21 protein-coding genes are annotated in these 20,308 nt (G+C 64.4%); 9 read left to right on the forward strand and 12 right to left on the reverse strand.

The features are described 5' to 3' along the window. Window positions 1-4: 4 nt before the first annotated feature. Both artA and Hrd1104_RS10345 read right to left on the reverse strand, forming a co-directional pair. On the reverse strand, window positions 5-1,000 hold the full coding sequence (gene artA, locus Hrd1104_RS10340) for an archaeosortase A (RefSeq protein WP_154552684.1): 996 nt from the start codon (window positions 998-1,000) through the stop codon (window positions 5-7). A 111-nt stretch (window positions 1,001-1,111) separates the two neighbouring features. Further along, on the reverse strand, window positions 1,112-2,035 hold the full coding sequence (locus Hrd1104_RS10345; RefSeq protein WP_154552685.1) for a hypothetical protein: 924 nt from the start codon (window positions 2,033-2,035) through the stop codon (window positions 1,112-1,114). Window positions 2,036-2,161: 126 nt separating this feature from the next. Here Hrd1104_RS10345 and Hrd1104_RS10350 point away from each other — a divergent pair, with 126 nt between their 5' ends. Next, window positions 2,162-2,455: a hypothetical protein gene (locus tag Hrd1104_RS10350; RefSeq protein ID WP_154552686.1), complete on the forward strand. Its 294-nt coding sequence runs from the start codon at window positions 2,162-2,164 to the stop codon at window positions 2,453-2,455. Then, a complete protein-coding gene (locus Hrd1104_RS10355) occupies window positions 2,452-2,886 on the forward strand; it encodes a type II toxin-antitoxin system VapC family toxin (RefSeq protein WP_154552687.1) in 435 nt (144 codons plus the stop codon). The genes Hrd1104_RS10350 and Hrd1104_RS10355 overlap by 4 nt, the downstream gene beginning before the upstream one ends. Window positions 2,887-2,894: 8 nt before the next feature. Here the strand turns inward: Hrd1104_RS10355 and Hrd1104_RS10360 are convergent, their stop codons facing one another. After that, the gene (locus Hrd1104_RS10360) at window positions 2,895-4,187 is read right to left on the reverse strand and encodes a glucose-6-phosphate isomerase (protein ID WP_154552688.1); all 1,293 of its coding nucleotides are present in this window, start codon (window positions 4,185-4,187) and stop codon (window positions 2,895-2,897) included. Between the two features lie 104 nt (window positions 4,188-4,291). Between Hrd1104_RS10360 and Hrd1104_RS10365 the strand changes: the two genes are divergently transcribed. Further along, window positions 4,292-5,137, forward strand: coding sequence for an alpha/beta fold hydrolase (locus Hrd1104_RS10365; RefSeq protein ID WP_154552689.1), 846 nt, complete (start codon window positions 4,292-4,294; stop codon window positions 5,135-5,137). A gap of 26 nt (window positions 5,138-5,163) precedes the next feature. On the opposite strand, the gene Hrd1104_RS10370 is transcribed toward Hrd1104_RS10365, so the two are convergent. The 4 genes from Hrd1104_RS10370 to hisB are packed head-to-tail and all read right to left on the reverse strand — an operon-like array spanning window position 5,164 to window position 7,245. Then, window positions 5,164-5,595, reverse strand: coding sequence for a TM2 domain-containing protein (locus Hrd1104_RS10370; protein ID WP_154552690.1), 432 nt, complete (start codon window positions 5,593-5,595; stop codon window positions 5,164-5,166). 36 nt (window positions 5,596-5,631) lie between these two features. Next, a complete protein-coding gene (locus tag Hrd1104_RS10375) occupies window positions 5,632-6,081 on the reverse strand; it encodes a DUF2085 domain-containing protein (RefSeq protein ID WP_154552691.1) in 450 nt (149 codons plus the stop codon). A 55-nt stretch (window positions 6,082-6,136) separates the two neighbouring features. Continuing rightward, a complete protein-coding gene (locus Hrd1104_RS10380; protein ID WP_154552692.1) occupies window positions 6,137-6,655 on the reverse strand; it encodes an amino acid-binding protein in 519 nt (172 codons plus the stop codon). A 2-nt stretch (window positions 6,656-6,657) separates the two neighbouring features. Continuing rightward, window positions 6,658-7,245: an imidazoleglycerol-phosphate dehydratase HisB gene (gene hisB, locus Hrd1104_RS10385; RefSeq protein WP_154552693.1), complete on the reverse strand. Its 588-nt coding sequence runs from the start codon at window positions 7,243-7,245 to the stop codon at window positions 6,658-6,660. Between the two features lie 161 nt (window positions 7,246-7,406). Between hisB and Hrd1104_RS10390 the strand changes: the two genes are divergently transcribed. Continuing rightward, complete coding sequence (locus Hrd1104_RS10390; RefSeq protein ID WP_154552694.1) at window positions 7,407-8,186, forward strand: sulfite exporter TauE/SafE family protein; 780 nt, start codon at window positions 7,407-7,409, stop codon at window positions 8,184-8,186. A gap of 131 nt (window positions 8,187-8,317) precedes the next feature. On the opposite strand, the gene Hrd1104_RS10395 is transcribed toward Hrd1104_RS10390, so the two are convergent. Both Hrd1104_RS10395 and hisA read right to left on the reverse strand, forming a co-directional pair. Continuing rightward, window positions 8,318-9,541 (reverse strand): sugar MFS transporter, encoded by a 1,224-nt coding sequence (locus Hrd1104_RS10395; protein ID WP_229770465.1) that lies wholly within the window; start codon window positions 9,539-9,541, stop codon window positions 8,318-8,320. A gap of 31 nt (window positions 9,542-9,572) precedes the next feature. Continuing rightward, window positions 9,573-10,295 (reverse strand): 1-(5-phosphoribosyl)-5-[(5-phosphoribosylamino)methylideneamino]imidazole-4-carboxamide isomerase, encoded by a 723-nt coding sequence (gene hisA, locus Hrd1104_RS10400; RefSeq protein WP_154552695.1) that lies wholly within the window; start codon window positions 10,293-10,295, stop codon window positions 9,573-9,575. A 54-nt stretch (window positions 10,296-10,349) separates the two neighbouring features. Here hisA and Hrd1104_RS10405 point away from each other — a divergent pair, with 54 nt between their 5' ends. Next, window positions 10,350-10,490 (forward strand): hypothetical protein, encoded by a 141-nt coding sequence (locus Hrd1104_RS10405; protein WP_154552696.1) that lies wholly within the window; start codon window positions 10,350-10,352, stop codon window positions 10,488-10,490. Here the strand turns inward: Hrd1104_RS10405 and Hrd1104_RS10410 are convergent. Together Hrd1104_RS10410 and Hrd1104_RS10415 are read right to left on the reverse strand one after the other, a co-directional pair. Next, window positions 10,487-12,310, reverse strand: a complete 1,824-nt coding sequence (locus Hrd1104_RS10410) for a glycosyltransferase family 39 protein (protein WP_154552697.1) — start codon at window positions 12,308-12,310, stop codon at window positions 10,487-10,489. The two genes, Hrd1104_RS10405 and Hrd1104_RS10410, sit on opposite strands and share 4 nt — an antisense overlap. Window positions 12,311-12,390: 80 nt before the next feature. Next, window positions 12,391-13,479 (reverse strand): glycosyltransferase family 2 protein, encoded by a 1,089-nt coding sequence (locus Hrd1104_RS10415; RefSeq protein ID WP_154552698.1) that lies wholly within the window; start codon window positions 13,477-13,479, stop codon window positions 12,391-12,393. 97 nt (window positions 13,480-13,576) lie between these two features. On the opposite strand from Hrd1104_RS10415, the gene Hrd1104_RS10420 reads away from it, so the two are divergent. The 4 genes from Hrd1104_RS10420 to thsB all read left to right on the forward strand — a co-directional run bounded on the left by Hrd1104_RS10420 (window position 13,577) and on the right by thsB (window position 18,560). Beyond that, window positions 13,577-14,437, forward strand: coding sequence for a polysaccharide deacetylase family protein (locus tag Hrd1104_RS10420; RefSeq protein ID WP_154552699.1), 861 nt, complete (start codon window positions 13,577-13,579; stop codon window positions 14,435-14,437). A gap of 72 nt (window positions 14,438-14,509) precedes the next feature. Continuing rightward, window positions 14,510-15,658 (forward strand): sulfatase-like hydrolase/transferase, encoded by a 1,149-nt coding sequence (locus Hrd1104_RS10425; protein WP_154552700.1) that lies wholly within the window; start codon window positions 14,510-14,512, stop codon window positions 15,656-15,658. A 26-nt stretch (window positions 15,659-15,684) separates the two neighbouring features. Next, window positions 15,685-16,710 carry a lysylphosphatidylglycerol synthase transmembrane domain-containing protein gene (locus Hrd1104_RS10430; RefSeq protein WP_154552701.1) on the forward strand — a complete coding sequence of 342 codons (1,026 nt, stop codon included), beginning with the start codon at window positions 15,685-15,687 and terminating at the stop codon, window positions 16,708-16,710. A 215-nt stretch (window positions 16,711-16,925) separates the two neighbouring features. Then, window positions 16,926-18,560 carry a thermosome subunit beta gene (gene thsB / locus Hrd1104_RS10435; RefSeq protein ID WP_154553239.1) on the forward strand — a complete coding sequence of 545 codons (1,635 nt, stop codon included), beginning with the start codon at window positions 16,926-16,928 and terminating at the stop codon, window positions 18,558-18,560. 200 nt (window positions 18,561-18,760) lie between these two features. On the opposite strand, the gene serS is transcribed toward thsB, so the two are convergent. After that, entirely contained in the window at window positions 18,761-20,119 is a 1,359-nt protein-coding gene (gene serS / locus Hrd1104_RS10440; protein ID WP_154552702.1) for a serine--tRNA ligase, read from the reverse strand. Between the last annotated feature and the right edge of the window lie 189 nt (window positions 20,120-20,308).

Consider the following 20,308-nt stretch of genomic DNA (forward strand, 5'->3'; position numbering starts at 1 on the left):
TCGGCTATTCAGTCGTTTCGACGCCCAGTGCCCCTTTGAGGTCGTACTCGCGGCGGGTGAGGAGGTACATTCCCTCCTCGACGACGCGGAGGACGTCCGGTACCCAGCGGACGACGAGCCACGTGATGGCGAGGAGCGCGATCACGGAGCCAAACTGGGCGATGATGCGATCACCGATGAAGTACGACACCAGATACGGATCGGTCGCGGAGAACAGCGACAGGATCACGTCGGGGAAGATGTGGAGCCGCTGGTTGCCCATCGTGTAGGCGATAAAGACGTTCCGAACGATGTTGAGGACGTAGATGACGCCGATCGAAGCCGCAAGTGCCGTGGCTTTTTTCCGAAGTGTGCCCCGGACCGCACCGATCAGACCGACGAAAATGGACATACTACCGATGCCAGTACAGGCCATCCGGATCGTGTACGTGACTGCATGCCCGTCGGGCGCATAGAGGAACGTGTTCCGATACGGGAAGTTCTTGTCCGGGAGCGTGCTCTCGGTGCCCAGCGTCGACCCGCCGGGGAGTTCGAGACCAGCCGGGAGTGCCGGATACCAGTCTCCGAGTTGATAGTTGTTCCCCAGCAGCGACAGGACGAAATCGGTGTGAGCAGTCGTCAGCTCGATCAGTGGCCGGCGGACGAACGCCAGTGCCGACAACGGGAGGAAGAACACCCAGGCAAAGGTCACGGCTCGTGAGACAACCAGCAGACGATGGCGCCCGTCGACGATCAAGTAGGCGACGTACAGCGAGAGCGGGATACCGATGATGACGCCGGCGCTCTCGGTGATCGACTTCTGAGCGAATACGAAGTAGTGGACGTACGCGAGCCAGTACCCGGAGAGGACCACCCACCCGGCAGCGTAGACGCGAGCGCCCAACTCCTCGTCGTACCGTTCGAGGAGAGTCCCGGCGAGGAACACCCCGAGCACGAGCCAGGCGATCGAACCCGCATAGCCGTGTAGCGCCGCCAGGGCGTCGATGATCGGCTCTACCATTGAGTCTGTCTATCCTTTCGTCAGTCCGAATAAAGGGCTTGTCGTTGTCGACTGCTCGGCGATTGCTGTCGGACCGACGTACCCCACACGAGATCAGTCCACACCGGCCGATCACCCGGCGACGATGCGGATATCCTGCTCCAGCCGATCGCCGATCAAAGCGAGGTTGTAGGTCATATCGGGTTCGCCATCGCCGATTTGTTCATCTCCGCCGGGTGCCCGAATATCGTAGGTGTCGGTCAGAGACCAGGAGACGGTCTCACCAGCCGGGATCGACTTGCTGATCCCTGCCACGGGCATGGACACGATCCCGCCGCCAGTTCGGTTGAGTGCCGCCACGAACCGCCCCGGTCGGTCGCTCTCGTTTGTCACGGTGAACTCGATGGGCGGCTGGTCGCCCACAGTAACGGTGTCGGGGGCCGACCACTCGACGGATAGCGATGGGGCCTGTGAGGAAAGGCGTTGGCGGATGTCAGCCCCTGGTTGCCACTCGCCGCCGGGCCAGACCAGCGTTGGATCGCTTGCATCGTCGAGGTCGGGGAGTTCGAAGAGAACCCAGCCAGAGCCGCGTTCGGCATCGTAGCACTTCTCGCTGTGGTTGTACGCCCGCCAGAGCCCAAGCGTGTGCTCGGACGGCCGGAGCGCGTGGCGCTCGCCCCCGAGGCGAAATGTCAGATCGTCCCGTGCCGGCGCTTTCCCTGCCGCCACCTCGATCCAGAGATAGAGGTACTGTGTTTCTTCGCCGCCGGTCACTGTGAGGCTATCTGGCGTCCCCATCTCCACGACGGCCGGCTGGAGACGCTCGATAGAGACTGACAACTGAGAACTCTCTCCAATCGTGGTGGTCTCCGTCGGTGTCTCCGTGTTCGTCTCGGTCGGCGTGGTCGTCCCAATTACGGTCGATGTGTTCGTGTCTGTTGGTGTCGATGGCTCTGTTTCGGTCTGGTCGTCACCGCTGGTCCCGGAGTTGTCGAGACAGCCGGCGAGACCGGCGAGAGCGAGTCCGCCGAGTGTCAGAAGCTCGCGTCGGTGCATAGCTGTCATTTGGAAATCTCGTGTAAAGGGGCTTGAGATGACTACAACAGGCGTTTGAGTTATCGGGAAGACCGTGGAGAGTAAAGGGTGGAAAAGTATACAGAGTAGTAACTACTACGGGTAATCATGACGACGTCTGTGAAGATCGCGACGAACACGAAGGACAAGCTCGAGCAGCTACAGGCCGAGATCAAGCTCGAAACGGGGCGGAAGGTGACCCAACAGGAGTTGCTCGATCGGCTCGTCAGACACGGGTTCGACTCGAAGGGGGCGCTGATCGACTCCTTCCGGGACGACTTCGAGGGACTCTCGGAGGCGGAGATCGAACAGTTCCTCTCGGGGACGAGCGACTGGGGAGTGGAAACGAGTGAGGCAGAGGTCGACCGAATCCTCTACGAGGAGGAGCCACTGGACGAATGAGCGTGTTTCTCGATACCGGGCTGTTCTACGCGCTCCAGAACGAACGGGCAACCCGTCACGAGGTAGCAAAAGCCGCGTTCGAGACTGTTCTCAGCTCGGAGTGTGGCCTGATTTTCACAAGCGATTACGTGTTCGATGAGACAGTAACGCTCGTCCGGGCTCGGACCGACTCTTACGACGAAGCACAACAAGTCGCGGACAGAATTCTCGGGCGTGGAGCGTTTCCATCGGCCATCGACTGCCTCGTAACCGACCAAGCGGACTTCGAACGCGCCGTCGACACGTTCGAGCGCTACGACGACCACGATCTGAGTTTCACCGATGCGACGACGATTGCACTCGTCGAGGATCGTGACATCGACCACGTACTGGCGTTCGACGACGATTTCGACGGGATCGTCGACCGTCTCGATCCGGGCGAGATATCCTGAGAGGAGGCCTACTCGATCGTGAGCTCGGTCTTTTCGGCCACTTCGTCGGCTTCCTCGAAGTCGCCACCGCCCAGCAACCCGCGGGTCGCTTTCTTGCCCCACTCGACGGCCGGCTGGACGAACGCGTCGACGTTGTACAACTCGCCGGCCATGACCGTCGCGGCCTCCATGCTGTAGAGGAGTTCGCCGATCCCGTGCTCGTCGACACGGTCGATCTCGACGCGGACGTTCGGGAGTCCGGCGTTGGCGAGGCTGGCCTCGGTGGCCTCGAATTCGGCGTCGATCAACTCACCCAGCGTCGAGCCGCCCAGATACGAGAGACCCTCCAGATCGGTCTCGGGAATCGCCGTGTCCTCACGCTCGGTCGGGCGGATGAACGTCACCATCTTGTTATGGGGGCCAGCCCGGTACAGTTGCAGTTGGGAGTGCTGGTCGGTCGCGCCCATCGCCCGGACGGGTGTCTGGCCGAGCCCGTCTTTGCCGACGCTTTCTGCCCACAGCTGGGAGTACCACTCGGCGAGCGTCTCTAAGGATTCGGCATACGGCAAGAGTGCGTTGATGCCCGCACCGCGCTGGTCGAGGGCGTAGGCGACCGCGCCGTAGGCGTAGGCCGGCGAGTCAAAGAGCGACGGGCCGAGGTCCTCGTCGGCAGCCCGCGCGCCGTCGAGAATGGCCTCGATATCGTGGCCCTGGAGGGCCGCCGCCGCCAGCCCGACCGTCGAGAGGACCGAGAAGCGGCCGGGCACGCCGTCAGGGACCCGGAGCGAGGGCAGATCGTGTTTCTCGGCGAGGTCCCGAAGGTTGCCCTCGGGACCGGTCGTGACCCACGTCCGTTCGGTCCAGTCGACGCCAGCCTCGTCCATGGCGTCCCGGACGACCAGGAAGTTCGAGAGCGTCTCGGCAGTCGTCCCGGATTTCGAGACGACGTTCAACGCCGTCTTCGAGAGGTCGATCTCGTCGACGTGATCGGCCACCCACTTCGGGTCGACGTTGTCGAGGTAGTAGGCCTCGACGTCGCTATCGAGGGCAGCCGAAATCGTCGCCGCACCCAGCGCACTGCCGCCGATGCCGACGTTGATGAGCGTCTCACAGTCCTCGAACGGTTCGACGGCCTCCTGAATGGCCGCGACGTCGACGTTGTCGGGCTGGTTGAGCGCTTCGTACCCGTGTTCGTTGTTGGCTCGCCCGTCCTCGATGCGTTCGTGGGCCGTCCCAACCCGGTCGTCGAGTCGGTCGAGTGCGTCACGGGGAATACCCGGCGAAGCGACTTCCGCAAGTGCGTTGCCGATGTCTACCTGCATACGACAGGGATCTGTCGGCACCCACGTACCTCTATCGATCCCGAGCGAGCGTCGAACGGGAATCGACCGGAGCCTTTTGATCGCGTCCGGTGAATACCCGATCGATGAGCGACGAGACGCCCGGACTGGCGGCGGATTGGACGAGCGCGACGGTGCAGGCAAACGGCATCGAGCTGCACTACGTCAGAACAGGGACCGACGGCCCGCCGCTCGTGATCGCCCACGGGGCCTTCGACGACGCGCTATGTCGAGAGCCGTTGATAGCGGCACTCTCCGGGGAGTACGACGTGATCGCCTACGACGGCCGCGGGCACGGTCGTTCCTCGGCTCCACAGTCGGGATACGCGATGGCCGATCGTGTCGCCGACCTCGTGGGCCTGCTGGACGCCTTGGAGATCGAGACAGCAACACTTGTCGGTCACTCCATGGGCGGGGATACCGTCGCGGCGACCGCTGGGACCCACCCCGACCGCGTTCGTGCCCTCGCGCTGATCGATCCTGCCGGACTGCTCGACAGCGGAAGAGACGACGATCCCGAACGGGACCACGACGAGATCGTCGCGGCGGTCCGCGAACAGATCGCCGAGTGGCACGACCACACGACCGAGGAGCTCATCGAAGCCGATCCGGAACTCCAGGCACACGTCGAGGCCGGGGAAAAGCGGTTGGCAAAGCGACTTGCGGCCGCCCGTCGACGCGTCGATCCGGCGATCGTGGCCGTCTTCGAGGACGGGTGGCTGGATCCACGCGAAACCTACCCCGACATCACGGCACCGACGCTGCTCATCAAGGCCGACGCCGACAAAGCGGCACGGAACCAGCATCGATCGATCGCCTCACAGCTCCCTGACGGCCAACTCGTTCACGTCGACGGTGCCGGCCACACGGTCTTCCGGGACGAGCGCGAACGGGCGACGAGCGAACTCCAGGCGTTTCTCGATTCAGTCTGACAGGCGGCCGTCGAAGCGACTGTCGCTTACTTCCCGAGAATTGAGCCATCCGAGAACTGCTCGTCGTATTCGGCTTCGTCTGCGACGAGCATGAGAATCCCCTCGATCAATCCCAGCAAGGAAGGGATCGCAGTCCAGAAGAAACAGAGGTAGAGCACGCCATTGCGTGTGTTCCCCTGGTAGAACTTGTGGACGCCGAGGCCGCCAAGCAGGATCGCGAGGATGCCCGCGGCAACCTGGTCGGTGTCGCCGGAGCCAGTCGACGGTTGGTCGACGCCACAGGCCGGACAGATGGCGGCTTGTTTGTAAATCAGTTCGCCACAGGCGAGACAGTACCGCTCGTCCGGTTCGCGATCGCCGTACGAACCGTCGAGTTCGGTCGACTGGTCGACGCCACACTCCGTACAGACGTCGGCTTGCTCGGCGATCTCGACGCCACAGTTGATGCAATGTTTCATCTCGATGGGTAGTATTCGGCCACGACAAACAAATAACTACGCCGACCAGCGGGCGCGCTCGACGCCCAGAAGGACCGCCGCGATCGCGGCGTAGCCAACCCCGATACCGAGGACACGAAGGTCGCCATCGAGAAACAGCGTGGCCAGTCCGAGGCCGTACGCGTAGCCCAACAACGCACCGGTCGCCGTCCGGATCACGTTGGATCCGCGACGATCACGCACCGACGTCACGACCCAATCACAGAGCGCCGGTGCCGGAAGTAACGCGATCAGTACCAGGCCGACAAACGGCGGGCCAGCGAGAAAGAACGCGATGAGTCCGACCGCGACACCCGGGTAAAGGCCCGAACACCGCGCACAAAGGGCGATCCGGGAGCCAAAGAGAGACACTCGATAGCAGCGATAGCGCCGCTCGGGGCGGTGATGGGCGAGGAGGTACGGACGGGCTCGGGCGAGGCCCCGTCGCAGTTCGATCCACAGACCCATATCGATAGCGTGGGCCGACCCGGACATCAATCCCCGCCATCAGGGGCCCGAGCGGTCACTGCAACTCGATTTTGATGACGAAGGGTAACGCGCGAATCTCGTTGATGAACTCGCCGGGGAGTTGCTCGTCGGTGATGACGTACAGCCGCGGCTGGTCGGTGAACTCCGGATCCTCGGTCATGACCTGCCGGATCGGAATCTCCCGCTCGGCGAGCATGTTCGTGACCCGGGCGACGATCCCCGACTCGTCGGCCTCGCGAACGGTGACGGTCATCGCCGCCAAGTCGAGGACGGGAGCCAAATCGAGGAGACTCGGAATCGAGGAGATATTCTGAAAGATCCGACGGAGTTGTGGATCCGCCAGAATCGCGTCGGTCGTGGCGTCGACCACCCGACGATCGACATCGATCTCGCGGGCGATGCCCGTATTGGGGATCTCGATGCCGCCCGAGACGACCCGCCCTTCGTCGTTGACCGAGAACCCGCGTGCAAGCAAGAGCCGGATGACCCGCTGCTGGCTGGGGCTGTCTGCGAACTTCTCCATGATCGCCTCGAAAGAGGCCGACTCGGCCATGGTCACAGCTCGCCCTTCGTCGAAGGCGTGTCGGTCCGGCGGTCGTCGATTCGGGTTGCATCATCGAGCGCCCTGGCCAGACCCTTAAACAGCGCTTCGATCTCGTGGTGGGCGTTCTGGCCGTTGACACTCGCGTGTAGCGTTAAACCGGCGTTGGTCGCCAGCGAGCGCAGGAAGTGTTCGGCCATGACACTCGTGAGATCCCCGACCTCGCCCTGAGAGAACTCCCCGTCGAAGGCAAAGAACGGGCGACCGGACACGTCCAAGACGATCTCGGCGACGGCCTCATCGAGGGGAACGCGTCGGTCGGCAAAGCGGACGATGCCCGTTCGGTCACCCAGCGCCGCGTCGATCGCTTCTCCGAGCGTGATCGCGACGTCCTCGGTCGTGTGGTGGTCGTCGACAGCGAGGTCGCCGTCACACTCGATGGCCAGGTCGAACAGGCCGTGGGTGGCAAACGAGTCGAGCATGTGATCGAGGAACCCGATCCCCGTCGCGACGGTCGCCTCGCCGCTGCCGTCGAGATCGAGGGTCACCTCGATCGACGTCTCGCCCGTCTCGCGGGAGACTACGGCGGTTCGATCGGTCATATCCTGGAACACGTCGCCATGGGTTAAGTGTCTACCTCACTGGAGGTCCCGCTTGCGGCCACCACTCTCAAGATGCCGTCAGCGACCGGGATGCAAGATCACTCACACGGGCGAGTTCGAACCCGCGATCAGAAATACCGGCGAGCGCTATCACCGGCTGCATGGAATTGCTTGTCGTCTTGCTCGCTGGTATCGGTGCCGGCGTCGTCACCGGGCTGATCGGCGCGTCCGCGGTAGTGGTCGTCACGCCGGTACTCGTCACAGTCCTGGGATACGACCCCTACACGGCGATCGGCATCAGTCTCGCGACGGACGTCTTTGCCTCTACTGTGTCCGCAGCGACCTACTGGCGGAACGGGAACGTCCGACTCCGGAGCGGCCTGGGGATCGCGATAGCGGCGGTTCTCGCGGCGATCGTCGGGAGCTGGGCGTCAGGGGGCGTCGATTCGACGACGCTCGGCGGGCTATCCGGGATCGTCATTTTGCTCATGGGCGTCTCGTTCATGCGGAAGTCACTCGACGAGCGGATAGCGGCCTTCAGAGAGCGGGCCGACCTCTCGACTGTCCGGGCCCACAAGACAGGCGTCTCGGTGCTCGCTGGCGCGTTCATCGGAACGATGACCGGCGTCTTCGGCGCTGGCGGGGGCGTGATGATCCTCATCGCCCTCACGTTCGTCCTCGAATATCCGGTCCACACCGCCGTCGGGACGTCCGTCCTCATCATGATCTTTACCGCGCTGTTCGGTGGCGTAAGCCACTTCGTCGTCGAGTCGTCCGTCCCGTTCGTTGCCGTGGGTGTCAGCGGGATCGGTGGGATCGCCGGGGCCTTCCTCGCCGCGCGGTACGCGAATCTAGTCTCCGAGGAACGCCTCTCGACAGTCATCGGTCTCGCGTTCGTCGGCCTCGGTGGGTTCGTCGTCTTCCAGCAACTCGTGCTGTGAGAGGGGCGAAAGCGTTGGACTCGAAAGGCGGGAACCGTGCGTTGAACAGGACAGTCGAGGACTCGGACCGTCGGTGAACAACCCGACCTGTGTGGGAACCGAAACGACGATGAAAGCGAGACTGGAAGGGGTTACGTTCCGACCCCGTCCCGAATCGAGATCGACCGCCGGGCGGCCAGAATCGTCGGCAACACGCCGACTGTCAGGGCAAGCGGAATCCACATCGCCGGCCGGATACCCTGGGCTTCCGCAACGAACCCCATCGCCATCGGAACGAGCGCGAAACTGATCGACGAGGAGACCGCGGCGATGGCGTTGATCGGGGCGCTGTACTCTGGGGCGGCGTCGGTCCCGAACGCGACCAGCAAGGGATAGACCCCAGAGACAAGCATCCCCAAGGCGAACACCATCGGGAACGTGGCGACCCCGCCCACGACGAAAAACGAGGCGAAGAAGGTCGGAACCAGTAACAGTTCGATCCCGACCAGCAACAGGCTGTAGTCGTAGCGCTCGACGATGGCCGTCGCGATGAGTCGACCGGGAACATAGGCGATGGTAAAGGTCGACAACAACAGGTTTGCATTCGACTGGGAGAGTCCAGCGGCCTCGATGCCGAAGGTGGGCAACCAGAGGAACAGGCCGCCCTCCAGACCGGTGTGAAAGAACATCGCCAGCGCCATCGCGACGATCTCACTGGTCCGGAACAGTTCGCCCAGCGCTTCGCGGTCGAGGATCGCCTCTCGCCCCGCCTCGAAGGGGAGATCGAGACGCCAGACGAACGCGACTAGCGGGACGAGCGCTGCCGCCAGTCCGAAGTAGGCCAGCCGCCAGTCGCCAAGCGCGATGGCGCCAGTCATCACCAGCGGGCCGGCGGCCGAGCCGACTGCCCACGCCAGGTCGTAGATCCCGAAGGCTCGACCCCTGTCGTCGGGATAGAGGTGACTGAGTATCGGACGGTCGAGCCCGCGAATGATGCCGTCACCCAGGCCGCGAACGACGAGGACCGCGAGGAAGGTCAACAGCGTCGGGGCAAGTCCCAGCCCGGCAATCGAGAGAGTCGTCACCGCGAGGCCGACTGTGTACCAGCGAACGAGATGGAGCCGTCCGGCGATTGCGCCGACGACCGCGATCGAAAGGACATAGCCGAGGGTGCCAGCGGGTCCGACGAAGCCGAGCAGGTCCTTGCCCACGACGAACTCGATTTCGAGTTCCGGAACGACGGCACCCCGCATCTGGAGGCCGAGCCCCGACAGGACGACCGCCAGCAGGATCGCTCCCGTCCAGAACCGCCGGGTCAGAGCCTGCCCGTTGTCGGTCACGCTCTCGGCGTAGGCCCAGAGGCGAGTTGAGTCCACCGATGTCGACCGGGCGTCGAGCGACAGGTGCTCACCGGAGCGTCTCGATCGCCTCGCCGAGTGTGAACGAGCCCTCGTAGAGTGCGCTACCGACGACGACTGCGGCCGCGCCGGCCCCTTCCAGGGCGCGAACGTCCGCGATCGAAGCGACGCCGCCGCTTGCAATGACGGGGAGATCGACGGCCTCGACAACGCGCTCGACCGGGCCGGTGCGGACCCCATCCAGTTTCCCCTCGACGTCGACGTCGGTGAACAAAATTCCCCCGGCCCCGAGATCCGCGTACCGTTGGGCGGCTTCGGCGGGATCGAGTCCCGTGCCCTCCGTCCAGCCCGAGACGACGACCTCGCCGTCGCTGGCGTCTAAACTGACGAGGACGCTGCCCGGATGGGTCTCGCTGATTCCGGCGACGATCTCGGGATTCTCGACGGCAGCCGTCCCCAGGATGACCCGATCGACGCCGGTATCGAGCAGGGCGCGGGCGTCCTCTGCCGTACGGATGCCACCGCCGAGCTGGATATCGACATCCACAGCGTCGATGATGGCTTCGATCGCCGGGGCGTTGTGGCGTTCGCCCTCGAAGGCACCGTCCAGATCGACTACGTGGAGCGTGTCCGCGCCGGCCTCGACCCATCGCTTTGCCGCCGCCACTGGCTCGCCGTAGGTCTTTCCGGTCCCACGTTCACCACCGACCAGCTGGACGACCTCGCCGTCCTGCATGTCGACCGCGGGGATGATCTCGAACTCCGGGAACATACCTCTCTGGCCGTCAGCCACCCCATAAAGGGTGTCGATCGAGGCGAGACCACGGTGGCGAATCTGGCAGCGATCCTCGAGCAAGGCGGGACGATCGCCCAAGCAGTCGCCAAGGTCGCTGCCGGGAACGAAGTACAGACAGCCAACGGAGACCAGATCCAAGAGGCAGTCGGGCGATTGAACCGGGACGGTTAGGAGCCGGTCGCGTTCCCGACCGAACAGGCCCCGGTCCGTTCGAAGACGATCGCGTACTGGTCGACACCGAAGTCCTGCGGATCACCGTATTGGATCGAACGCGGGTTGACGCCAGCCTGGAGGAGATCCCACGTCGAATCGCGAGGCGCGCCAGTCGACCGGAAGATCGGTGCTGGGCCGAACCGGCCGCCGATCTCGTAAGGGTAGGTGTCGGTAGCGAGGAGGTCCCGGAGGTACGCTTCGACGATCGGATCCTCGTAACGTGCCGCGAGAGCGCTGTGGTTCGAAGGGGCAAGATACAGCAGCGCCTGCTGGTGGTTGAGAACAATGAACTCCGGACACCGCGCTGGCAGATCACGCATCCACTCGCCGATCGACTGGCCTGGATCAGTGCGGTTCGACCAGCGATAGGTCTCGACCCCGTGCGGGACGGCTGCTTCCTGTGGATCCCACGGGTAGGTTTCGACCGTGGCGTTCGGGCCGGCATTGTTCGAAACGTACGAGACAGCCTGGTCACGGGGCTGTGTAGCGTAGCCGACCGTGCCGATCCCGGTATAGACGGCCGTCGACACCACCAGGGCAACGGCCAGCACGCGGGCGAGGCGCTGGCGGCGCTCGGCCAGTCGTCTGAGCGCGATCGAAAGCAGGACGACGAGCAGCGGAATCGTCGGCAAGAGGTGGTGGGTCCGGAGGTACGACCACATCGAGAACACCGCGAGTGCGACGAACAGTCCCGAGAGGACGACGAGCAGGCCATCTGTCTCTCGCGTTCGGTCACGGAGTCGCCCGAGAGAGACGGCGACGCCGCCGAGGACACCGACGAACAGCGGCCAGCCGAGGCCGTTGAGGTAGCTTCTGGTGAGCCACCACCACGAGGGGTGATCGTACAGCCAGCCGTGGGGCGAGGACTTCGCGGACACACCGCGACCGATCCGTTCGAGCACGACCATCGGCCCCTCGGCGAAGACACTCGGGAACGAGAGGAAAAACACCACCAAGCCGAGTAGCACCGAGCGCTTGATCACCGTCGGTCGGTACACCGACCCCCAGAAATCAGCCGACCGTCGGGCCCGAAGCAGGTACGCGACCCCAAAGAAGATCACGCCGATCCCGGCGGTGAGCTTGAACGCCATCGCCAGTCCAGTCAGCCCGGCCCCAGCGACCACGAGGTTCCCGTCGCCAGTTTCCAGAAACCGGAGCGAGAGATAGAGGACCAAGAGTAAACAAAACAGCATGGGGATGTCCTCGCCGGCTTCGTGGGCCAGCGAGACCAGCGCCCAGGTCAGTGCCAACAACAGCGCGGCCAGTCGACCGGTTGCCCGGTCCCGTAACTGGGTTCCGATCCGATAGACGAGATAGACACAACCGACGGCCAAGAGCACCGTCACGAGTCGCGCGGCGATGATACTCCCCGTCCAGACCCACCCTGGGAGCGCGTGCCAGTTGGCAAAGAGATCCTTCGTCGCCGTCGCCCGGATATTGGCGAAAGTCTCGAAGTCTCCCGTAAACGCCGTCGCGGCGATGACGGGCAAGGCCGTCAGTCCGTAGAGGTACATCGTCGGACCGTAGGCCCGCCAGTGAGACAGGCCGTCCCGGATCCCCTGGATGCTTGGATCGTCGAGATAAAAGCCCAGCACTTCGAGCGGATCCACGACGCGCCAGCGCTCGTCTCGGGTCGCGAAGTTGGGCACGCGGTGCCAGATCCAAAACAGCGACAGGACCGCCGACAACAGCAGGATATACCGGAGTTTCCGGTCTACCGCCAGGTCGGTTTTGACCTGTCTGCGTGCACGACCGACCCACTCACGGAGGGCGCCCATCGGGGGATCATCCGGCGCTCGCCCGAATAAACCTGCCGAGAGCGACCGAGCAGCGGGCCAGCGTGGGCCAGACAGAACGCCTACCGCAGCCAAGTAACGAAAATCGTCCGCGTCAGGCCGAACGCGTAGCCAAGCGTCGGTTTCTTGCTCTCGCCGTCGTCTCGCTGCCGGATCGTCACCGGCACCTCCTCGATCCGGAGCGCGTTCTTCCGGGCCTCGATGAGGAGTTCGGGGGCGCTGAATCGCTCTTCGGTCAGGGTCAACGCGGAGAGAGTAGACCCACGTATCGCCCGGTACCCGTTGGTACAGTCGGTGACGTCGAGTTTCGCGACCAGATTGATCAGTGCGGTGAACACCCGGATGCCAGCCTGTCTGGCCGGCCCGTTGTCCGAACGGTCGGTGCCGACGTACCGCGACCCGACCACGAAGTCGGCCTGGTCGGTCGCGATCAACTCCAACAACTCTCCGAGGTACTCGACGGGGTGTTGGCCATCAGCATCCATCGTCACGACCGCGTCGGCACCGTTGCGCTGGGCGATCGCGAAGCCAGTCTGGAGGGCGCCACCCTGGCCCTGGTTGATCGGATGTTCGGCGACGATCGCGCGCGTGTCGGCGACCACGCTCGCGGTGTCGTCCGTCGAGCCATCCGAGACGACGACCGGCTGGATGGCGTAGCCACCGGCACGCTCGGGCAGCGAGGCGACCACATCGGCGACTGCCCCACCCTCGTTGTAGGCCGGAATGACGACGAACGCGACCTGGCCCTCCGGCGTCTCGACCGTCGGGGCGCGTTCGACCGTCAGCGAGCGGGTGAGGTCACCGATCGTGAGCTGATTCGAGCGTGTCCGGGCGAACAGCCAGAGGACAAGCACCGTCAGCGTCACGTTCGACAACAACGCGATGACCAGCGGGCGCTGTTCGATGTTGAGCAGGGTCCCAATCCGATTGAACAGCGTCGGCGCGACGGCCATGAGCGCGATCCCACCGGAGAGAGCCAGCGAGACCAGTAGCTCCGCCTTCGAGAAGGTCGTCCGGTAGCGCTCCAGGCCCCACAGGAAGACGATAACGGCCAACACACCCAACACAGCCGTCAGTTCTGGCCCTCCCAGCGCGGGCGTCTGGAGGACCGTCGCTCCCAAATCGAACGGCTTGAGGGGCAATACTCCCATTGGATAGACGATCGGCGATGCGGATATTAGGCCTTGTGCATCGGGCCCCGACACCGACAGGCGTAGGTGGGCCGGGCGAGAACTCCCGGGCCGACCCATGGCGTCACCACCGCGGGCCGTCCTCACGATCGACGCCGAGAGCTTCGCCCACACGCCCGCCTACCGGACGGCCGGTGGCACCGTCGCCGATCCGGATGTCGGCCCCGAACAGATCGACCGACTCGTCGAGACGATGGCCGAGTACGACGCCCGAGGGACCTGGTTCGTCGTCGGCGAGTTGGCACGCGATCACCCCGATCGGATCGAGGAGGTCGCCGCGAACGGCCACGAGATCGGGTCCCACACGGTGACTCACCGTCACCTCACGGATCTGGCTGCCGACACACGCCAAGCGGAACTGCGGGACTCCCGGGAATCGCTCGAAACCATCACGGGCCAGTCGGTGACTGGCTTCCGTGCCCCATCCTTCGATATTGGGGCCGATCACTTCGAGATGCTCGCCGAGACGGGCTACCAGTACGACTCCAGTACTGTCCCGTGCCGGTCGATTCCGGGCTGGTACGGCGGCGAGTGGTCGATCCAGCGGCCGACGACCGCCGACACAATCCAGTCGGGCGCGAACGCGTCGATCGGTGAACTCCCGGTCGCCGTGATGCCCGGACTTCGACTGCCACTGACGGGGTCGTGGCTGCGCTTTTTCGGCGTCCGCTATACGATCGCCGGCATGCGATGGCTGGCACGGCGCGGGATTGCGCCGGTGCTGTACGTCCACCCCTGGGAGTTCGCCGACCTGCCACGCGTCGAAGGGGTGCCCCGTCGGGTGTACGTCCGGACCGGCGCGTGGATGTGGCGAGCGCTCGAACGCATCTTGGAGGCCGACTTCGAGTTCGTGACTGCCCGTTCGGTACTTGAGAGCGAGACCGACACCTTCGAACCGGGCGCGGCGCCGGACAACTAGGGTACCCGACCAAGCCCATCGCCAGACCGAAGCTATTGTATTCGCCCGGGGGGAGGTTGACCCAAGATCGACATGACCGACGACATCGTTCTCGTGACGGCCGACTCCGTGCGACGCGACTTCGTCGACGCGATGTCGTTTCTCGACGGCCACGACGTCCTCACCGGGGTGACCGCCGGCCACTACACGCGCCCGAGCCTGGCGGCACTGCAATCTTCCCGGGTGCGCGCTGCCGTCGAGTCGAAAGTCATCGGGCCGACGCTTGCGGAGGTGCTCGGCGAGGCGGGCTACACCACCATCGGTCTCGTGCCATCCGCCCAGGCCGATCCAACCTTCGATTTCGACGCCGGCTTCGAGTACTACGACAACTTCATGTCCGGGGCAGGCAACCCCGCGAAGAACCGACGCAGCCGGTTCCGGGAGTACCTGGGCTCGTTCGATCTCGTCCGGCAGGTCTACCGGCGCGTCTACCCGATGGCCGCCAATATGGACGACCTGCCCGACGACGAGGAAGTCCTCGAAACCGCGATCGAGCAGTTCAACGACGCCGATGGGCCGCGGTTTCTGTGGGTCCACCTCATGGGCACCCACCGCCCGTACGGCTCGGGCGACGACGCGATCCCGAACGCCCTCGATCGAACGGCCGAGGCCGCGGGCGGGCGCCACTGGTTTGGCTCGAACGAAGTGAGCGACGCGGGCCACGAACGGATCGTCTCGGCCTATCGGGACGCTCTCGGGCGGGCCGACGAGCGGATCGAACAGTTGCTCGACGCACTCGACAGCGATCCCATCTTCGCGTTCGCGGCCGATCACGGCGAAGAACTCGGCGAAGAGGGCTACTACTACCACCAGGGCTATCGCCGCCGGGTAGCCGACTCGTTGATACAGGTGCCGGTGGTCCTCGACGGCATCGAGACGCTTGGCGAGCGGCTGAGTCTGCTCGATATCGCGCCGACGCTGGTCGCGGGCGTCGGCCTGGAGACCCCTAACGCCTGGCAGGGGACAGATCTCACGAGTGGACGGACCGAGCAGACACTAACGGTTGCGCCGTGGCACGAGCAGGCGACGGTCTGCTGGCAGGACTTCGAGCGGAAACTGATCGCTCGCGACGCCGAGGTATCGTTCCAGCGCGGCGAGGAGACGGCGGCCGTCAGTTCGAGTGACGTCTCGGCGGACGTCGAGCAACAACTCAAGGATCTGGGGTATGCTGACGCTGGCTAGTCAGCGCCCAAGCGAGGCGCGAGACGATGAGTGAGAGCCGACAGCGCCTGGTGACCGCTGCCCGCTACGCGATCGGGCTGGCGGTGTTGGCGTGGCTGGTGAGCCAGACCGACTGGGGGAAAGTCGCCGGCACTCTCGGGCAGATCGATCCGCTGGTCGTCGTGGCGATCCTCGGCCTCTCTATCGTGGGACTGTTGGCCCGCTTTTGGACCTGGCACGTCCTGCTCAATCGACTCGCCCGGACGCCGTTTCGCGTGGCTGCGGGCACGACCCTGTCGGTCGCGTTCGTCAATCACCTCAGCCCGACCCAGGCCGTCGGGCGGTCGCTCGCTCCCGTCGTCCTCAGACAGTACACCGGCCGATCGTGGGGGACACTCGTTGCTGTCGCCGCACTCCACACCGCGCTGTACGCGACGCTGTACGGGCTGGTCGCTACCGTCGGTCTACTCGTGTTCGGGTTGTCGATGGCGCCGTGGCTGTTGGCCGCGCTGGCGGTCTCGGCGGCGGTCTACCTCGTTGTCGGAGTGACGGTGATCGTCGCTGGGACACGCCTCGACGGGGTAGGCACACTCGCCAGCGGGCTCGAACGACGGCTCCCGACTGATCGCATTCCGCTCGCGGGCGAGGCAATCGAGCGGTTTCTGGGAGCGCTGCCGGACCTGGGCGCCGATGCCGCCGAGACGTTTTCCACGCTGCTTGGCTCTCCCCGGACGCCAATCGCGTACGCTGCCGGGTGGATCGTCGCGCTCATGGCCGTCCCCGCCGCACGGAGTTGGTTGCTCTTAGACGCCGTCGGCGAGCCGTTTACCCCCGCGATCCTCCTCCCACTGGCGTTGGTGACCGCCTACGCCGTCACGTTCGTGCCGGTCACGCCCGGCGGTGTCGGCGTCGCCGAAGCCTCGGGAACGCTCGTCCTGGCCGCGCTGGGCGTCCCACCGGCGGTCGGTGCGCCGACGATCCTGGTCGATCGATTCCTGGGAGTCTACCTGCCGGCGTTGGCGGGTTGGTACCCCACGATCCAGCTCGATCTCTCCCGGACGAGCGGCGAGTGAGCAAGCGTCATACTGTATATAAATACCGCATCGGAGACGATGCATGGCCCCAGGCCAGTCGTATGCCATTCCATGGCACGATAGTCGATTTCTGCCCGCTGTACGGCGATTATCGGGCAAACTGTGAGCCGTGAGCGCCCTCGCGGGCGGAGACAGAAACCCGTACATTTATATAGAACCACAGACAAACTTTCGATCGACACATGAGCCAGCAAATGCAGGGCCAACCGATGGTCATTCTCGACGACGAGGCCCAGCGGATGAAAGACGACGACGCCCAGAGTCACAATATTTCGGCGGCTCGGGCGGTCGCACAGTCGGTCCGGTCGACACTCGGACCGAAAGGAATGGACAAGATGCTCGTCTCCCAGATCGGGGACGTCACCGTCACCAACGACGGCGTCACCATCCTCCAGGAGATGGACATCGACAACCCGACGGCAGAGATGGTCGTCGAGGTCGCCGAGGCCCAGGAGGACGAGGCCGGCGACGGCACGACGACGGCAGTCGCGACGGCCGGCGAGCTCCTGAAAAACGCCGAGGACCTGCTCGAACAGGACATTCATCCGACGGCGATCATTCGTGGGTTCGACATGGCCGTCAAGCAGGCCCGCGAGGAGATCGACGACATCGCCGAGGCTGTCGACCCTGACGACGAGGCGATTCTCAAGTCCGTCGCCGAGACGAGTATGACGGGCAAGGGGGCCGAACTCAACCTCGACCTCCTCTCGGATCTGGTCGTCAACGCGATCCAGGCTGTCACCGTCGACGCCGAGGACGGCTCGACGATCGTCGACCTGGAGTTCGTCGACATCGAGTCCAAGCCGGGCCGTCCCGCAAGCGACTCCACGCTCGTCGAGGGCGCGGTCGTCGACGAGGATCCCGTCCACGAGGACATGCCGACAGACCTCACGGACGCGAACGCTCTCTTGCTGGATACGGCACTCGAACTCGACGAGACCGAAGCCGACGCCCAGCTCAGCGTCGACGATCCCGAGCAGCTCCAGCAGTTCATCGAGCAAGAAGAGGCCCAGCTCCGGGAGATGGTCGAGACGATCGATGCGGCCGGCGCTGACGTCGTCTTCTGCCAGAAGGGCATCGACGACATGGTCGAGCATCTCCTGGCCAAGCGAGACATTTTGGCCGTCGAACGCACCAAGAAATCCGACATCGAATTCCTGACCGAAGTGCTTGGCGCACGGATCGTCTCGGACCTGGAATCGCTGACCGAGGCCGACCTCGGCACCGGCGACATCACCCGGGAGGAAGACGATGGCTGGTTCGTCGTCGAAAGCGACGGCCACGGCGTGACGCTGTTGATCCGTGGCTCGACCGAGCACGTCAGCGACGAACTCGAACGCGGGATCAACGACGCCCTGGACGTCGTTGCCTCGACAGTCAGCGACGGGCGAGTGCTTGCCGGTGGCGGCGCGACAGAAGTCGAACTCGCGGGCCGGATCCGCGATTACGCCGACAGCGTCAGTGGCCGCGAACAGCTCGCCGTCGAAGCCTTCGCCGATGCGCTGGAACTCGTCCCGCGCGTCCTGGCCGAGAACGCCGGCCTCGATTCGATCGACACGCTGGTCGAACTCCGCTCGGCCCACGAGAGCGGCGACAAGCGCGCCGGTCTGAACGTCTTCAGCGGTGACGTCGTCGACACGTACGACGACGGCGTCGTCGAACCGGCCCACGCCAAGACCCAGGCCCTCTCCAGTGCGGCAGAAGCCGCCAACCTGGTCCTGAAGATCGACGACATCATCCAGGCCGAGCAGACGGAAGGCGAAGGCGGTCCGGGCGGCGCCCCCGGCGGCATGGGCGGCATGGGCGGCGGTATGGGCGGCATGATGTAGGAGAGCCGAGGAACTGAGACTCTCCGGACAGCCGAGCGGGCCATCGGCCCCCAGCCCAGCCGGCGTCTCCCCCGAATCGCTCTCGACGCAAAGCAACGCGATTCTGTCCGTTCGATACGTAGGTTTTGACCAAAGAGTACAGCTACCTGCTTCGAAGTGCCAGATAGAAACTTTGAGGGCGACGGAATCGAGTCAGTCGTTCAGTCCCGGTCGCCGGCACCGAGGGCACTTTCGCCGACTTTCTCCGAGCCTTCGATGCGTGCTTGGCCGTCCATGTACGGGCGTAACGCCTCGGGGACGGTCACGGTGCCGTCGTCGTTCTGATAGTACTCCAGAATCGCCACCAAGACGCGGGGCAGCGCGACCCCGGAGGCGTTCAGCGTGTGGAGATACTCGGCCGATTCGTGCCGTTCTGGCCGGTAGCGTAGCCCGGCCCGGCGGGCCTGGAAGTCCTCGAAGTTCGACGCCGAAGAGACCTCGAGCCAGCGACCGCCCTCCGCCGGACCCTCCGCCATGTCGTCGCCGGGGGCCCAGACCTCGATATCGTAGGTTTTGGCCGACGCAAATGTCAAATCACCAGTACAGAGATCGAGTACGCGATAGGGGAGGCCCAACCGCTGGAGGACTGCTTCGGCTTCATCGAGCAATCCGTCGAGACGTGCGTCGCTGTCGTCGGGTTCGACGAAGTTGACCAACTCCACCTTGTTGAACTGGTGGACACGAACGATCCCACGGGTCTCGGTGCCGTGCTCGCCGGCTTCCTGGCGGAAGTTCGGGGTGTAAGCCTGGTGTTTCAACGGCAGATCCTCAGAGAGGAGGATCTCGTCGCGATACATGTTCGTCACCGGCACCTCGGCGGTCGGACACAACCAGAGGTCCTCGTCTTCGAGTTTGTAGGCGTCGTCGGCGAATTTGGGGAGTTGACCCGTCCCTGTCATCGACTCACTCGAAACAGGGATCGGCGGAAACACCTCTTCGTACCCCTGCTCGCGGTGGATATCACGCATGAACTGGATGAGGGCGTGTTCCAGCCGGGCAGCCTCGCCCTTCAAGAAGTAGAAGCCGCCGCCCGAGACTTTCGCGCCGCGTTCGAAGTCTAAGATGTCAAGTTCCTCGCCAAGGTCGTAGTGTGGGGCCACGTTCTCGGGGAGATCTCGGCGCTCATCGAAGCCCCAGCGGCGGACTTCGACGTTATCGCTCTCGTCGTCACCCTCGGGAACGTCGTCCTGTGGGATATTCGGAATTTCGAGGAGGCGCTGTTCCAGCTCGCGCTCGAGTTCGTCGGCGCGTTCCTCGACGTCTTGAAGTTCGGTCTTGAGTTCCTGGGAGCGCTCGATAGCGTCCTGGGCAGCCTCGTCGTCGCCGTCCTGTTTGAGCTGGCCGATCTTCGAAGAGACTTCGTTGCGCTCGTGTCTGAGGTCGTCGCCGCGGGCCTTCAACTCGCGCCACTCCTCGTCGATCTCCAGGATGGCATCGAGATCGACGTCAGTGACGCCGCGGGCCGCGAGCATCTTCCGGACGTCTTCAGGGTGCTCGCGAATGTACTGGCGTGGTAACATGGACGCGGATTCTCGGTGGCGTCCCAAAACCGTATCGTTCTGGCCGTCGCCACGGCTGCTGACTGACGGCACAGCCGCTTTCAGCGAAGTGTCCCGGAGAAACCCCGTCTACATCTTCACCTTGTAACCAGAACCACTTAAAGGAAACCGCGATCGTCATCCAGGGCCGATTGGGCTGCCGTCAGGTGG

The organism is Halorhabdus sp. CBA1104 (genome assembly GCF_009690625.1).
GTDB lineage: Archaea > Halobacteriota > Halobacteria > Halobacteriales > Haloarculaceae > Halorhabdus.

Coding starts and splice junctions, on each gene's coding strand:
- Hrd1104_RS10350 (WP_154552686.1), top strand. CDS start 2,162: ATGACGACGTCTGTGAAGATCGCGACGAACACGAAGGACAAGCTCGAG.
- thsB (WP_154553239.1), top strand. CDS start 16,926: ATGCAGGGCCAACCGATGGTCATTCTCGACGACGAGGCCCAGCGGATG.
- artA (WP_154552684.1), bottom strand. CDS start 1,000: ATGGTAGAGCCGATCATCGACGCCCTGGCGGCGCTACACGGCTATGCG.
- Hrd1104_RS10420 (WP_154552699.1), top strand. CDS start 13,577: ATGGCGTCACCACCGCGGGCCGTCCTCACGATCGACGCCGAGAGCTTC.
- hisA (WP_154552695.1), bottom strand. CDS start 10,295: ATGTTCCCGGAGTTCGAGATCATCCCCGCGGTCGACATGCAGGACGGC.
- Hrd1104_RS10380 (WP_154552692.1), bottom strand. CDS start 6,655: ATGGCCGAGTCGGCCTCTTTCGAGGCGATCATGGAGAAGTTCGCAGAC.
- Hrd1104_RS10425 (WP_154552700.1), top strand. CDS start 14,510: ATGACCGACGACATCGTTCTCGTGACGGCCGACTCCGTGCGACGCGAC.
- Hrd1104_RS10365 (WP_154552689.1), top strand. CDS start 4,292: ATGAGCGACGAGACGCCCGGACTGGCGGCGGATTGGACGAGCGCGACG.
- Hrd1104_RS10375 (WP_154552691.1), bottom strand. CDS start 6,081: ATGGGTCTGTGGATCGAACTGCGACGGGGCCTCGCCCGAGCCCGTCCG.
- Hrd1104_RS10355 (WP_154552687.1), top strand. CDS start 2,452: ATGAGCGTGTTTCTCGATACCGGGCTGTTCTACGCGCTCCAGAACGAA.
- Hrd1104_RS10410 (WP_154552697.1), bottom strand. CDS start 12,310: ATGGGCGCCCTCCGTGAGTGGGTCGGTCGTGCACGCAGACAGGTCAAA.
- Hrd1104_RS10390 (WP_154552694.1), top strand. CDS start 7,407: ATGGAATTGCTTGTCGTCTTGCTCGCTGGTATCGGTGCCGGCGTCGTC.
- Hrd1104_RS10360 (WP_154552688.1), bottom strand. CDS start 4,187: ATGCAGGTAGACATCGGCAACGCACTTGCGGAAGTCGCTTCGCCGGGT.
- Hrd1104_RS10370 (WP_154552690.1), bottom strand. CDS start 5,595: ATGAAACATTGCATCAACTGTGGCGTCGAGATCGCCGAGCAAGCCGAC.
- serS (WP_154552702.1), bottom strand. CDS start 20,119: ATGTTACCACGCCAGTACATTCGCGAGCACCCTGAAGACGTCCGGAAG.
- Hrd1104_RS10430 (WP_154552701.1), top strand. CDS start 15,685: ATGAGTGAGAGCCGACAGCGCCTGGTGACCGCTGCCCGCTACGCGATC.
- Hrd1104_RS10345 (WP_154552685.1), bottom strand. CDS start 2,035: ATGCACCGACGCGAGCTTCTGACACTCGGCGGACTCGCTCTCGCCGGT.
- Hrd1104_RS10415 (WP_154552698.1), bottom strand. CDS start 13,479: ATGGGAGTATTGCCCCTCAAGCCGTTCGATTTGGGAGCGACGGTCCTC.
- hisB (WP_154552693.1), bottom strand. CDS start 7,245: ATGACCGATCGAACCGCCGTAGTCTCCCGCGAGACGGGCGAGACGTCG.